11 protein-coding genes and 4 pseudogenes are annotated in these 13,911 nt (G+C 56.0%); 6 read left to right on the top strand and 9 right to left on the bottom strand.

All coding sequences use genetic code 11. The features are described 5' to 3' along the window. Nucleotides 1-89 precede the first annotated feature (89 nt). The 8 genes and pseudogenes from BDK88_RS16785 to BDK88_RS16750 all read right to left on the bottom strand — a co-directional run bounded on the left by BDK88_RS16785 (nt 90) and on the right by BDK88_RS16750 (nt 5,644). The gene (locus BDK88_RS16785) at nt 90-2,093 is read right to left on the bottom strand and encodes a hypothetical protein (RefSeq protein WP_165396984.1); all 2,004 of its coding nucleotides are present in this window, start codon (nt 2,091-2,093) and stop codon (nt 90-92) included. Between the two features lie 191 nt (nt 2,094-2,284). Continuing rightward, nucleotides 2,285-2,746: an ABC transporter permease subunit gene (locus BDK88_RS16780; RefSeq protein ID WP_092935119.1), complete on the bottom strand. Its 462-nt coding sequence runs from the start codon at nt 2,744-2,746 to the stop codon at nt 2,285-2,287. 115 nt (nt 2,747-2,861) lie between these two features. Beyond that, a pseudogene (locus BDK88_RS22350) lies at nt 2,862-2,993 on the bottom strand (phosphoenolpyruvate hydrolase family protein); the annotation flags it as partial. 731 nt (nt 2,994-3,724) lie between these two features. Then, a pseudogene (locus tag BDK88_RS16770) lies at nt 3,725-4,141 on the bottom strand (outer membrane protein assembly factor BamB family protein); the annotation flags it as partial. Nucleotides 4,142-4,153: 12 nt separating this feature from the next. After that, the gene (locus BDK88_RS16765; protein ID WP_130501430.1) at nt 4,154-4,360 is read right to left on the bottom strand and encodes a hypothetical protein; all 207 of its coding nucleotides are present in this window, start codon (nt 4,358-4,360) and stop codon (nt 4,154-4,156) included. Between the two features lie 312 nt (nt 4,361-4,672). Beyond that, entirely contained in the window at nt 4,673-4,978 is a 306-nt protein-coding gene (locus tag BDK88_RS16760) for a DUF7521 family protein (protein ID WP_092935125.1), read from the bottom strand. Next, nucleotides 4,975-5,301, bottom strand: a complete 327-nt coding sequence (locus BDK88_RS16755) for a hypothetical protein (protein ID WP_092935127.1) — start codon at nt 5,299-5,301, stop codon at nt 4,975-4,977. Before BDK88_RS16755 ends, BDK88_RS16760 begins: the two co-directional genes overlap by 4 nt. 1 nt (nt 5,302) lies before the next feature. Next, nucleotides 5,303-5,644, bottom strand: a complete 342-nt coding sequence (locus tag BDK88_RS16750) for an ArsR/SmtB family transcription factor (RefSeq protein WP_092935129.1) — start codon at nt 5,642-5,644, stop codon at nt 5,303-5,305. 313 nt (nt 5,645-5,957) lie between these two features. Between BDK88_RS16750 and BDK88_RS16745 the strand changes: the two genes are divergently transcribed. Continuing rightward, complete coding sequence (locus tag BDK88_RS16745; protein WP_207225310.1) at nt 5,958-6,707, top strand: CPBP family intramembrane glutamic endopeptidase; 750 nt, start codon at nt 5,958-5,960, stop codon at nt 6,705-6,707. 136 nt (nt 6,708-6,843) lie between these two features. After that, nucleotides 6,844-7,032, top strand: a pseudogene (locus tag BDK88_RS16740) (IS5/IS1182 family transposase); the annotation flags it as partial. A gap of 352 nt (nt 7,033-7,384) precedes the next feature. Here the strand turns inward: BDK88_RS16740 and BDK88_RS16735 are convergent. Beyond that, nucleotides 7,385-9,007: a transposase gene (locus tag BDK88_RS16735; protein ID WP_130501428.1), complete on the bottom strand. Its 1,623-nt coding sequence runs from the start codon at nt 9,005-9,007 to the stop codon at nt 7,385-7,387. Between the two features lie 58 nt (nt 9,008-9,065). Between BDK88_RS16735 and BDK88_RS16730 the strand changes: the two genes are divergently transcribed. From BDK88_RS16730 to BDK88_RS16715, 4 genes and pseudogenes are all read left to right on the top strand, one after another. After that, entirely contained in the window at nt 9,066-9,890 is an 825-nt protein-coding gene (locus tag BDK88_RS16730) for an IS5 family transposase (protein ID WP_130501427.1), read from the top strand. A gap of 307 nt (nt 9,891-10,197) precedes the next feature. After that, a pseudogene (locus tag BDK88_RS16725) lies at nt 10,198-11,010 on the top strand (transposase); the annotation flags it as partial. A 62-nt stretch (nt 11,011-11,072) separates the two neighbouring features. Continuing rightward, nucleotides 11,073-12,179: an IS630 family transposase gene (locus BDK88_RS16720; protein ID WP_130501426.1), complete on the top strand. Its 1,107-nt coding sequence runs from the start codon at nt 11,073-11,075 to the stop codon at nt 12,177-12,179. A 439-nt stretch (nt 12,180-12,618) separates the two neighbouring features. Next, on the top strand, nt 12,619-13,788 hold the full coding sequence (locus BDK88_RS16715) for a CARDB domain-containing protein (RefSeq protein WP_130501425.1): 1,170 nt from the start codon (nt 12,619-12,621) through the stop codon (nt 13,786-13,788). Nucleotides 13,789-13,911 lie beyond the last annotated feature (123 nt).

Here is a 13,911-nt window from a genome sequence, read left to right as displayed (position 1 = left end):
AAAGCAAAAGAGAGACTTGAAAGAGGCTGGTTTCGAGATCATCGCTGTCAAAGACGGCGGCGAACGAATCCACGTCAAATGAGATCGGCCTATACTCGCCGTCGGAGCACGAGCGCCGTCAGTAGTCCTGCAATCGATGCGAGTCCAGCCCCGATCCCGAAGCCGGGTGTGCCATCCGTGTTCTCGTCGTCTTTAGCAGCGTCTTCGGTCTCAGTCTCGAGGAATTCACTCATCGCGTCAGTATCGGGTCGTGGGAAGTCGTCCTCCCACTCACCGGCCTGGTGGACTGTCGTCTCGGGCCCGACCACGCTCAACTGCTCGAGATCTGCCTTTGTTGCCGAGGCGGTGTCAATCCCGTCCATGTCGTCGACGTAGACGTACATCGATGTCGTCTCGTTGTGCTGTTCGGTCGCAACGCCACTGACGGACAGACTCTCACTGACTGTGTCGGTAATCTCGCTCATGTTTTCGAACTGTGCGCCAGCTTCGACGCGCACCGTGCCATCCTTGAGCCCGGCGTCGATGCGAGCGACCTTGAGTTCGGATTCGTTCAGCGCCGACACGAACTCTTCTGTTTTCGGGGACATCGTCGTCGACGACTGACTGTTTTGGATCGACTGTGCCCAACTCTTGATCGTCTGTCCAGCCAGATCTTTTGACTCGAGTTTGAATTCGCCGTCCATCGAGAGTTCGTCACCGTCGGTTTCGGCCGTGAGATCGAACGTGACATCGTTCGGCGGCTCGACGTCGCGGGACTCGAGTTCGTCGATGTAGGCGTTCCAGTTTTTGGTATCGCCCGTCATCGTCGCATTGAACGACAGATCACCGGACGATGCTTGTTCGACCGACCCGTCCCAGGTAAATGTCGACTCGAGGTTCGCCGCCTGCTGAGCCTCGATGGATTTTCGCGCATTCTCGAGTTGCTCTTGAGGAAGCTGACCAGTCGTATCGGTTGCTTCCATCAGATCGAACATCGAGAGGGTCAGTTCGTCGTAGTTCGCGATCGCAATATCCCAGTCGGCGTCAACCGTGCCCTCGTTCACGTCCACCATGAACGAGATCGTCTCAAGATGAACCTCAGTGACACTGGTCGCGATTTCTCGTGCTTCCGAGCGGGTCAGATCGGCCGACTCATCGGACACCAGTTGGTCGGTTAGCTGCTCTTCGATACCGCTGTCGACGCCGGTGTACGTAACGGTGTACGCGATCTCGAGCTGGGAGTGGCCGCTCGATTGGTTCTGGAAGTCGTAGTTCGTGATCTCGATCTTGCTAGTTCCGTTGAGACTCGTAGCGAGCATCCCATACTGGCCCTGAAGCGTTTGTTTGGCTTGGTCTCGTGTCTCCCACTGACTCACCGTCCACTGGGACAGGTTCCGTTCTTGGGTAACGTCGACCGTGTAGCCGCTCTTCGTCTCCGTCACGGCCGCATCGACGTACATGTTCGACCCGCTACCCATGGTGTCTGTCTCTGCGAACACCTCACCGTTCGTCTCGAACCGATCCGCAGTCGCGGCGATTTCGCCGCTCGTACTGACTGTCCCAGCACTCGTATTCTCGCCGTTGAACGACCCAGACATCTCCGCGTTGAACTCGTTGGCGTCTTCGGAGACCTCTCCAGAGACGTCAACAGTGAGATCTTTGAGATCGTCCGGCTGCTGCATGACCATCGATCCGTTTCCGGAGAGGCCCTGCTGGTTGAGGATCGTCGAGAAACTCGCTGATTCTACATCCTCGTTTGGGTTCTCGACGTCATCAACGACAAGCATGTGAACCAAACCTTCACTGACGTCCATACCCACGTCGATCTTATCGAGGTCCTCGGAGTCGTTCTCATAGTGGAGGACGGCGCTTCCGTTGTCGCCGAGATAGATATCATCGGCCGGCTCAGACTGTGAGTCGACCTGTGTGATCGAGTCGTGCGATTCGAACTCCGGGGAGGGCTCAGTCGCTTGTGCAGTCGTCGTCGCACCGCCGAAGACGACCGGGAGTCCGATCGTTGCAACGCCAACGACTGCGACCATGCACACGGCCAGAAACGCCCTGAAGCCGTCCGTCGATCGCAGTTTCGCTAGCGATTTCAATACTGATGACATATGAATAGACGTTCAACCGCGTGGTTATAAAAGTTAAGATACAGTGACATTCACACCTCCTGAAAGGCGCGACTTCCCATACACAGCGGCTTGCTGTGGTGGGCGAGTTACGGGTTCCCATTTCGTTCCACGAGAGACTGCTGGCAGTGCCACGCTACCGGTGCCCTTCTCCACAGTCGAGAAACGGAGAGTCAGATGTCGACACGATCGAACCGATAGAGTCCGATTCCGAGCGGCACGACGATCCAAAACAGCAGAATCATGAAGGAGAACCAATCATTGAGGTAGATTGGTAGCTCGCCGCCGAACATCTGTGCACTGGTGGTCGATCCCTGCTCGAGCAGATCAACGTCGATGAGGAATGTTAAACCTCTGTTGTATGCCTGGCCAGGATCGAGATTCGTGATGAAGTACGTCCAGTCTTGCCGCCGCTCTGCCATCATTTCTTGCCCCTGAAACTCCTGCGTATACGTTACGGTATCGAAAAAGAGGAACTTTCGCTCACCAAGCAGCCTAAATATAACGCCGGGACTGTTCCATACAACGTAAAAGAGCAGGAAAACACGGAACATCGCAGTTCCAGCAATGGTCGTCGAGCGCGTCAGGGACGAAAGCGAGACGGCGATGCTCGTGTAGATCATCCCACAAGTCATCGACACGACTAATACTGTCGAACAGAACTATCTGAAGATCGGTCGCTCAGACTCGGCCGTCACCGCCGGAGACGGGCCGGTTTTCGCGAGCGACATCTCGCTGACTCCTGTCTAGTAGTGTCAGGAGGTCGACACCGCCGCGCTCGGCGAACTTCGCCGACATACCCGTTCCTGCACCAGCACCGATGATTGGATCTCCACTCGATACGGTCTCGTGTAGCCGCTTCAGTGACTTCTCGTGTGTAATTGTTCTGTAATAACGAATGCTAATTTCCCCCACTATTCAACCTTTGCATATTTATACGCAGCGAATAGTGTTTAATTATAAATTATATAATATTCAATGTTATCTACACTCGCATGACTTGCCACGCTTCACGAAAATAAACTCAGTCTGATTGCCGAGTGGATCGATCGTCGTTTCGACTCAAATATCGGAAAGCCTTGACGCACGCAACTGTACGAGCGTCTGGTTCACTCCTCGTTCGGCGGAAGATCGCCGAGGGCAGTGATCCCAGAGTTCGTATTGCTCATCGCAAAGACTTCCCCATCGGCGATGCGGGGGGAGCACTGATTGTCGGGTCGAACGTGTCGGCAACGGCGTAATACCATTGAGTAGTTCCATCCATTCGGTTGAAAGTTCCGATACACGGTCAAGAGTCTCGAGGTCGAATGCATCGCCGGAGATCGGCGCAACGACAGTGTCCTGTCGACTGCGAGGCTGTCCGCCTGTGGGTCCCCATCGGTGAACCACCGCTCTGAGCCATCTGAAGCGGAAACCGAAGCGGGTCCGTCAACGCCCAGAACGAACACCGTTACATCGGCGACGGCAATCGCGCGGTTCGTTCGGTCCGCGACGGCGACCGAAGTGCGATGTTCGCCCGTTTTTGGGTCATAAACGAGAACGGCGCCGTCGTCACCGATGAAGACGCCATCGTAGTGGCCACCGGTGGGGTTGTTGGAGCGTCAAGAGTGCGTTCATATCAGGGCTCCGTCTTCGGCTGCGAAGGAGCGGAGGATCGGCGTTTCGTCCTCTGTGTATCCGCTGGCGTAAACGCAATCGTCGAACACCGCCGGTAGCGTCGTGCGAACGGAGGCCCGGTGCGGGGCTGTCCACTCCGTCTCACCCGAGGCGACGGAAAACGCCACGAGTTCGAGAACGGGGTCGTCCCGTTGGGGGCGTTCGAAGGGAACAACACCGATCGACAGATCGGGAGCGACTGTCATCGGTCCGATTGGAACCCCATCGATCGTCCGCGTCCATTGCTTGCTGCCGTCGGTCGGATCGAACGACATCAACCGGCCCGTGGACCCGAGCAAAATGTGCTCACCGGTGACGGCCGATTGTGTCAGCGGTGCGCCCGAGGAATCGACTTCGAGGTTGGTCCGCCACTGCTGTTCGCCGGTCTAGCCGTCCAGCGCTACCAGTGCGTCGCCGACGGAATACACCGTCTCCTCGTGGACCTGCGGTGGGATCGTTTCGGCACTTCCCCCATTCCATGCCAGCGTTCCACGTTCTGGAGGAGTGAAATTCGAGGCGCCCGTGTTACCGGCATCGTGGGCCGACTGTAGCCACGTCCCCGTTGGAGATTCGGGGGAGAGGGCGATTTTCATTGCCGTTAAGGATATTGAGACAGCCCGACAAAGCGCCTGCACTTATCCCGACCGCGCCCGCAAGCGTTTGTCGCCGATTCCATGCCATATGGACTTATCAATAGAAGAATTTCTTAATTACCATTACATATAGTATAGGAAATCATGCCTGACGAGTGAGAGTTGGTTCGCCGCTCCATCATCCGACACTATCTGTTGATTCTCGTCTTCGACGGCATCTGCGTCGCTCACGAGCGAGGACTCAACCGCTTCAAGAACGAGTCGAGACCCCTTCCAGGGTTGTCCGCCTGGGGAGGGAACCATTTTGCCCCCTTACTGGTACACAAGGGCATACAAAACGAAGCCGAGTCCTACGACGGTCACAAGCCCGCGTGTGAGTAGCACCGGTCCAATCCCAGCGTCCAGCCTGCTGACGACGGCAACTATAATGAAGACACCGGTAGTCAAGAGAAAGATGCCGATTGCAAGCGAGCGCATTTTTGGTGCATCGTTGCGCCAGTACCCACGGTAGGCGAGGGCAGCGACCAAGAAGCCGACGAGCGCGGTCAGTGCCCGCGACCCCCACGCAATTTCGCTGGGTGTCACCACCGTCAGAACCGACAACTCGGCGGGCGTCATGAATCTCCTCCGAAGATGGTCCGCAGGATGATTCCCAGACCAGACAGTTCACAACCACTCACGAGGATCGAACGACCAACAACCCCAACGCTCGTCATAGTGGGCAAAGCGATCCGGAGGAGTTCTGGAACGCTCGCCAGCAAGAGCAGCCCAACTGCGAGTTTCAACTGCCCCATATGACCCGGTTCACGACGATAGTCACGCAGGAGAACCACGGCGATGGCAACCGACATGATGATCGTGAGCACCGAGATAGCAACCACTATCACTGCGATTAGGGAACTCGTTCCAGTCGCCCGCAATTGTAAGACCACGTCCAGCATGTCAGGACAACCCCTCGAACAGATCGGTGAACCGGTCGGACGGATCTGTCGACGAGCGTGTGATAGTCACGTCGTACGCTCCATCAGCGAACGAGACGGTCACATCCTTGATCGTCGTGGCGTACCGTTTGAAGTGGTTGCCATCCGAGTCAACCACCTGTTGGTCGGTCACGAGATCAGCCGCCTCGAGTCGCTCGAGACGACGATATGCTGTCGGATCTGACATGTCACACGACGCACAAAGTTCGGAAGCAGACATAGGTTCAGTCGTGAGTTCGGCGAGGATGGCCCGCGCGTACTTGTCTTCAAGCAACGCGAGAACTTCGTCCTCATCCTCGTCCATATACCGACTCGTGCTCGGGCAGTAGTAAAAAGGCAACCGTAGCTTCCGGGACAGAAGCCGTCCCTCCGGTAATAATATCCTCACTCTTCTCGATTCGGGTATGTCACCACAGTCATCAGTAAAACAGGCAGCCCCAACTGGACTTCGACAACTGTGGCGATGTGTTATATGGCCAGTCTGGAATCATGATCACCACCGCCTACGCGCACCTTTCCGTGCGATTATTCCAGTCATCACTACATTTCTCGCCATCGCTATCGTTCAGTCGATCGTCAGATCACAGTTCAAGCATCCGGTCAGAGAGTCAGCCGAAATGATTGGGATAGCAGGTGTCCTCATCGGTGCGGTTCTCGTCAGTAGTCGACTGATTGACCGTCGCCCAGCCACAGAGTACGGTCTGTCATTTGATCGTCAGTGGTTGCAGATGTTCGCCGTTGGCGGGTTAGCTGCGACACTTATTAACGCCGGTGCGGTTGCAGTGGGACTTGGTGCCGACTGGGTAACTGTCGCTGGTATCGCACAGACACCGGGTGTCATTTCGTTTCTCCCAGCGATGGTCATTGTCTTCGGCTATATTATGGTTGCGGGACTGTGGGAAGAGTTCATCTTCCGAGGAGTGCTGTTGAAGAACATCGCTGAAGGGGTCAACGGATACGTACGGAATGAAATCGCGATCGGTATTGCGCTTGCTATCAACTGCATCGTTTTCGCGTTCTTGCATGGCGGGAAAGTCACACATCTCAGCCATTACGGATACTACCTATTGGCAGGGCTAGTGCTCGGTGGCGTCTATGTGTTGACCGGTGAACTTGCACTGTCTATGGGATTCCATATATTCTACAACTACACCCAGAGCGCAGTGTTTGGACTTGGTGTTTCACAGCAGACGCCGGAACTACTCGTCTTAAATCTTGTCGGACCGACCCAATATATTGGTGAAGAGGGGTTCGTCCACGTCGGTGCAACAGCTGTTGGTGGCCTCCTTTTGCTGGGATATGTATACTGGATGGATGGCGAACTTCGCATCCACGATCGCCTGACACGATGGACAAGTACCGTATAGTTCGTCGCTTGATGAGGCTACACGTGCCCAAGATAGTAGCATCATATGTCGTTTCGTTAGTGCTTTTGGCAAAATTCACTATCCATAGAGCGTGTCATAGAAAGCGTCACGTGCGAAGCAGCAGGGTGCGCGAAGTGTGTCCAACACAACAACCCTGCAAGACGTAGCTTCGGTAGACGACTTCTTGAATGTCGCGGCTACCGAGACAGTACCGCTATTCGAGCATCTTGAGTTCGAGTTTCTACTGGAATACGACGTGTTCGCCCCCTCGAAGCGGGGGCGAACACGAGTTCACCAGCCACCAGACCTCTTTCGCTTTCTGCACTGACTCGATGGAAACGCTGCTATGCCATGAGAACGTGAAGCAAGCATGGGACGCAAGAGACCGACTGTAGTAGTGTGCCCCGAGCACGTTGCACTGACTGGTCCGTGTGCGAAAGAAGCCGAGTCATGGGCGTTACAGCTCGACTGCCGCTGTAATCAGGTGTTCGGAATGTGCATCAGCGAGCGATGAGCGTCAATTTGCTACACTGATGGGTGAAGTGAAAAATTAGAGCTGCCTGTGCAAGTTAGCGCTCGAAGATCGGCATCGTTCATTCCTGGTGTGATTCGCTCGAAAATAGAATGGCTAAGCAGAGATATCTCTCATGAGTCGGCGTTCCGCCGCCGCGGAACGCCTACGTCACAGGAACCTCCTTGCGGACGATATTCAGGAATGTCCGCGCAGGCACGCGTGGTTTCAGTCGCTGGTCAATGTCGAGGCTGACCTGCACCAGCAGGTCAACGAGCAACCACATATCGTAGAGAATAACCGCAAAGCCGAAGTAGAACACTCGAACGGCGGTGTTTCGAGAAGTCGTCCACGCGAGGAAGTCTTTGATCGACTTGTAGCTGTTCTCTATTCCCCATCGGCGGGCGTACCGCCGCATCACGCGGCGGGTACGCCCCCGCGCCTTCTTTGTCGCATCACTTACCGAGAGGTTCGTCACGAACGTCACCGTTGCACCTTCCTTCCGATCTGAGGGAACCCCGACCAGCGTCGGGGTGACCGTTACACTGCCACCCACGATGGTTCCTTCCATCTCGTGATTCTGTTTGACGCCGACGTCGTGATCCATGTCCTGTACAAACCGCTTGACCGGGTCATCCGAGGATTTTCGGATGAGATAGAAGAGGCCCGCCTCTTCGACCGCGTGGATCACGCCGACGCCGTCGAATTCGGCGTCGGCGTAGACCGTCCCGATCGAAACATGGTCACTCGCGATTTCGAGCAGTTGCTCAACGAGAACTCGCCGAGGGATGTAGCCGCGTAGCGGCCGCATCCCGAGCGTGAACTTCACTTCTTTCCCAACGATCGAGACGGTCGCCATTTTGTAGCACCACGAGTACGATTTGCTCGGTGGTGCACCTGTACTCATCTGGAACTCGTCACGATCACCGTAGTAGGCGATATAGGTGATATCGATCGCCACATCGACGTGGCGATCGATCGAGTAGTATTGCTCAGCAGCCCACATCATCGTTCCAATCGCTCCGTTGACCATCGAGGCGATCTCCATCGCCTCGAGTTGCTTGATGTAGTGGAGATGCGTATCACCGTCAGGACCGCCGTTTTCGCGAGTTGTTTCCTCGTCGAAGATCCGGCTTCCTTGGTTGGCAGCAGTCCCGGTTAATCCGAGGTAGCTCTGGAGATCGAGGAACGCGGTATCGTCATACCGCGTTCCGTCGTCCGGTCGATCGAGGTCAATCGCCGGAAACACGATCTGACAGAGGGCCTCCGTGACGTCTTTTGCTTTGCCTGTGACGTAGCGCTGTTCTGAGCGGTTGGAAAGGTCGCTCTTGTCCTCAGGGTGAAGCGCGCGCAGTCCGAGCGGGTTGCCCATCTCGTGGGCAACCGCGAGGATACATTCAGCAGATATTCGGATGAAGGCTTGAAGCCGGTTCGGGAACCGGTCGCGCCAGGCGCGACCGAGTGTGGTCCGACCCGGTGCGGTTTTGTCCCCAGCGAACTGGTCGGGATCAAAGCCGAGCGTGCTAGCACGCTCGGCAGTCGCGAGGTAGTCGTGGAGTTCTGTCGTCGTGAAGCCGGAGAGCTCCTTGCAATAGAACGCCCGTACCATCGGCTCGTAGCCGTAGCGAGCGTTCCATTCGGTTTTCCCAGCTTCGTAGACTGCAGTCTCACTGAAGTCAAACCCACGGACCACGGTCAGGAGGTCCGTGTCTTTGTGAATCAATTCCTCGGCCTGTTGTTCGAGTCTGCTGATCGCAGACTCGAACTCGGTGCTCTGTTGAACAGCGATCTAATCAGCCGATATCACTGGTTTAGAAGGATGAAGCCGAGGAATTCGATTCTGTCCTATGGAAATCGATATCCTCGACTTCGTTGAGCAGTGTCGTGACATAGCCAAACAAGCGTTGGGGAAGCACGCGGGCGAGCCCGCCAGCGGCGGGTTCGCCCGCTGGGTCCATGTCGTCCTACACTGTTTTCGGCTCGAAGAAGGTCACAGCTACCGTGAAACGCCGAATCGGTTGAAGTACATGACCGAGATTTGTGACGTACTCGGTCTCGATCGAGAGAACCTCCCCGACTACAGCACGATCTACAAGTCGTTCGACCGGCTGAAAATGTGGGTGTGGCGGGCGTTGCTGCGCGTTTCAGCGCAGCAACACCCGCAGTCTGGCCACGCTGCTCTCGACAGCACGTTCTTTGACCGCCGCCGTTCGTCGTCGTACTTCCGCCAGCGGTCAGGAAATACCGTGCAGACGCTGAAAGTGACGACATTAACTGATATAGAGTCGCTCGCTGTTCTCGATGTCCATATCACAGCACGGTGGAAGCACGATACGAAGACCGGACCGCAGGTCGTCCGCCGAAACGCGGACGACCTGCAGTCCGTGGTTGCCGACAACGCGTTCCAAGACTGGCACACTGAGTACGAAATCTCCGCACTTGACATTGAGTACCTTGTTCACTACCGCGGCTCATCACCGAATGCAGTCATGAACAACGCGCTCATTCGGGCAAAAGGATACTCTCAGCGCTGGATGGCCGAAACCTCGTACTCAACAACGAAGCGCTCGCTCGGCGACGCCGTGCGAGCGCTGGGCTGGTATCGCCAGTTCCGTGAAATTGTCCTGATGTTCGCCCTCATCAATATAGAATCGCTGTGTGAGCCTCTGTAACCGTGACTCAGCATCTATTCAACAGAGCAGAACTCGGATGTCGTTTGAGACATCCCTTTACAGTCGGTAAGCAATCGGAGTCAGTCACCCGTCTCGTGCACAGAATCTGTCGTTCGGGACTCCTGATTACGGGCGGCCCTCAGAGGCCGGCCGAGGCCATCAGTGAGCGACTGCTATCTCCAATAGCAACTGCACCGCACCGACCGCACAGCAAAAGATATCGACCGCCTGCCGACTGTGAAGGACGGCAGACATCAGCACACCCAATCATTTTATCGTCAGCGGTGGTTTGGCCGGTCAGCAGCGTTTCCATAGGTGCTACTACAAGGACATCTACGGCACACGTCCAGTTACACGAGAACTCCAGCACGGCCTCGTCTGGTACTACTGCGGACTCGACAAACCACCATCCAGAGACACGATTGACCGGTTTCTTACCGACCTCGAACACGTCGTCGACGATATCTTCGAGATACTCGTCGAGCAGGCCGCCGCCCGCGGCCTGCTCGACTCGACGTACTCCATCGATTCGACGCACATCGAGGCGATCCAGTACAACGACGCTGCCTCATGGAACTACGATCCAACCGCCGAAGAGTACTACTACGGCTTCGGCTGTACGATCGTCTCAACCGGCGCAAAGATCCCGATAGCAGCAGAGTTCACACAGGCCAAACAAGCAGACCAAGAAACGGCGATGCGCGTCACACGTGACGCGCTCGCCGTCGACACACCGATCTGGATGCTTGGGGACAGCGCCTACGACATCCTCGATTGGCACGACTCCTGCGGCCAGCAGGTAGTCGTGCCAATCGCTCCATACAATCCGCGAAACACTGACGACCCGAAAGACATCGAGTACAGAGTCGAAGACCGAATCGAGAAACACAGCGAGGACGTTCAGCTGAAACAATCCATCTTGGACGAGACGTACAACAACCGGACAGGAGTCGAACGAACCAACGACGCAGTCAAGGACTGCGGCCTCGGGCACGTCCGCGCCCGAGGCCGCGTCCACGCACGAACAGAAGTGTTTGTTGCGCTGTGTCTTCGGATCGTCATTGCAATCACCAACTACGAGCGAGGACACGATCCAGGACGTGAGAAACTCAAGCTATGAGTTGGATTCTATGACACGCTCGATTCACAGAAGGTTTGGGTGTACTCTGAGTCGGTGACGTCATGGCTGGTCAAGAAAAAGAGATCGTCCGTCACCTGAGTGAGGACGATCTCGACCGCTTGCTCACGCAGACAGATAATGAGAAGATGAGCAAGCGCCTCACCTTCATCAAGCGGCTGTACAAGGGTGCGACGCTCGAAGATGCAGCCGATGATGTCGGAATGTCCCAGTCAACCGGAAGTCGCTGGGCAGATCTTTGGAATGAAGGTAGCCTTGGTCAGTTGATGCCGAACTTCGGGGGCGGCAGGCCCCCGAAGCTCGGCGATGGCCAACGAGAGCGCCTCGTCAAACTCCTTCGAGAAGGCGAACCGTGGAAAAAACAGGAGATACAGCACTTCCTGAACACTGAATTCGACATTGAGTATCATCCGAATTATCTTCCACGAATGCTGGCCGACCTCGGGCTCTCGTACGCAATTCCGCGGACAGAGCGGCCAGATCGACCAGACAACGCTGACAAGATCCTCGACGAACGCGTTGCAGACGCGTTCGACGAGGAGGGCCCTGAGAAGCCCCATAACAAACGCTCTAACGCCGACAGTAGCGAAAACTGGGAGATTGATGCCGATATTTGTACAGATGGAGGCACAGCAATCGGCTTCTTTGACATCTCTCACCCGCAACCATGGGACAATTCTCAGCGGCTCTATACCGTCAGCGAGCCGACGATCACCCGGCCGCTGGTGAAAATCGATACACCAGCGGCCGGGTTCTATGCGCTTACTGGCGAGAGTGTTCTCCAGTTCCCCGTGGATCAGACAAAAGAGCAGATCTGTGAGTGTTTTCGACGGATCCGCGAGCAGAATCCCGGCAAGCGGATTCTGCTCGTCTTGGATAATTTCCCCTCACACACATGTGAATACACGCGGAAACGCGCTCACGAACTTGGAATAGATCTCATCTTTCTTCCGGTCGGTTCTCCACACCTCAATCCGATCGAATCCGTCTGGAAGAGTCTCAAATGGGAGTCGTCACCACTCATCGTGGAGGGCGCGGATGAGTACCGCGCCCTCCTCGATGAGTTCTTCACGAAACTGACCGAACGGTTGAGCTTTGCGAGCTCGTGGATCGAGAATCATCTCGGCGAGTATATCCAAAAGTTGCGTTAATCACTATCCTCGGCGTGCTCTTCGAGGAACTCAGATCGAAAAAGCGTAGTGAGCCGACGCATAATTCGCGGTGAGGAGGTAGGGTTGTGCACAGACTTCTCCTCCTCATTCCTCTCGAAAAATAGCCCCGATAAGCCGTCGCTGTCATGCGGTTCGTCTCTTAGCTAAAGACGGATGGTCGACACCTTCATCGAGAACCTGTGGGGTATCGAGTACTCGCCAGTCCGGAACCGGTCGAGAAGGTCTGTATGTTCCTCGGTGACCGTCTGGTGAGTTGCACACGGGACATCCAAATTCGTAAGACGCCCCAAATCGGGTGTTCAAGGTCGGCTTGAACAGTCTCTGGGTAGTCAATACAAAGTAGATGAAATACAATGTTAGTAATGTTCATTGGCGCAGGTAAGAGCCTCAGTCAATCTCAGTGTTGAGTGTATTTCGAATGTCATCTACCAAAATCCCACTTACCGCCGCTGCGATCTGTTTTCTCTTGGCACTCGCAGTCCCGACTGCGGCGATCACAATTGGTGAGAGTCCGGGAAGCGATGACGTCACTCTCGAACCGGTCGACGCCGAGTACGCGACCCTCAAGGATGGCGAACTTGTCCTCGAATTCGAGGCGCTAAATGACTGCGCGGAGACAACCTTTTCGGAAGTGTTCACGATCGAGGTGGGTGATAATGCAGACGATGTAGAGGCCATGGGGATCGACCATGATCTCGAGGGAGTGGCCTTCTATGCCGACGGCTCAGCGATCACGAACGACTCGCGGCTCGAGCTCGCCGCCGGAGACACCAAGACCGTCGGTGTAACTGTTGACACTCGGTCTGTCCAAGAGACGACAGAGAACTTCACGATCACGGTACAATACACCGACAACGAAACCGGATCGGAACAGTCCGCAGGAGGTGCAAGCGGCACGAGTTTGTCGGGTTCGCCAGCGATCGAACGCACGAACCTCACTGTCTCGCCAACGACGGCCAACGCCGGCGAGGCGGTCACGGTGACTGCGACCTACCGCAACGACGGTGACGCGTCGGGCCAGACGACAGCACAGTTGACCGTCGACGGCATCGTTGTCGACCAGCGGACGATCGTCCTCGAACCGGGCGAGGAACGAACGGTCACGTTCGAGCGCACGATGGAGTGGCCTGGCACACACGAGATCAGCGTTTCGGGAGCAGGTAGTCAGTCGGTGACCGTCGGGGGGCCGCCGATCGACGTCGTCAACGCCAGCGTCGACAGCACAACGGTCACCACGGGCGATTCGACCACCGTTCGAGCAACCGTCACGAATCCGACCGACAGGGGGGTCGATCGGACGCTCGAGGTGGCGGTCGACGGCATCGTCGTCGACAGTCGGGCCGTCTCGATCCCCGCAAACAGCGAGCGGACGGTGACATTCGAACGAGAGTTCGAATCAGCGGGCACCTACGAAATCGCAGTCAGCGGCGTCACTGCAGGCGAAGTAACCGTTCAGGACCCAGCGGGATTAACACTGCAAAACCGTGAGCTCTCTCCTGCGACGACAGCGGCACTTGCGCCCCCGGCAACGGCGGGGTTGTTGTTCCTAGCAGTCGCAGCCAACCGTCGATGGGCGATCATTAACTAGTGCCGCCGTCGATCGAACCTTTTTCGCTGCTTTTCTCCACACTCAAGGCGGAGAGACCGGTATGTTCTCGATTTTCACTTCTGCGTTCTCCCGTCATATTTTTGTGACTATAGTAACACATCT

It is taken from the genome of Natrinema hispanicum, from assembly GCF_004217335.1.
GTDB lineage: Archaea > Halobacteriota > Halobacteria > Halobacteriales > Natrialbaceae > Natrinema > Natrinema hispanicum.
The sequence above is the reverse complement of the archived record's forward strand: the minus strand, read 5'-3'. Positions and strand labels throughout refer to the sequence as shown.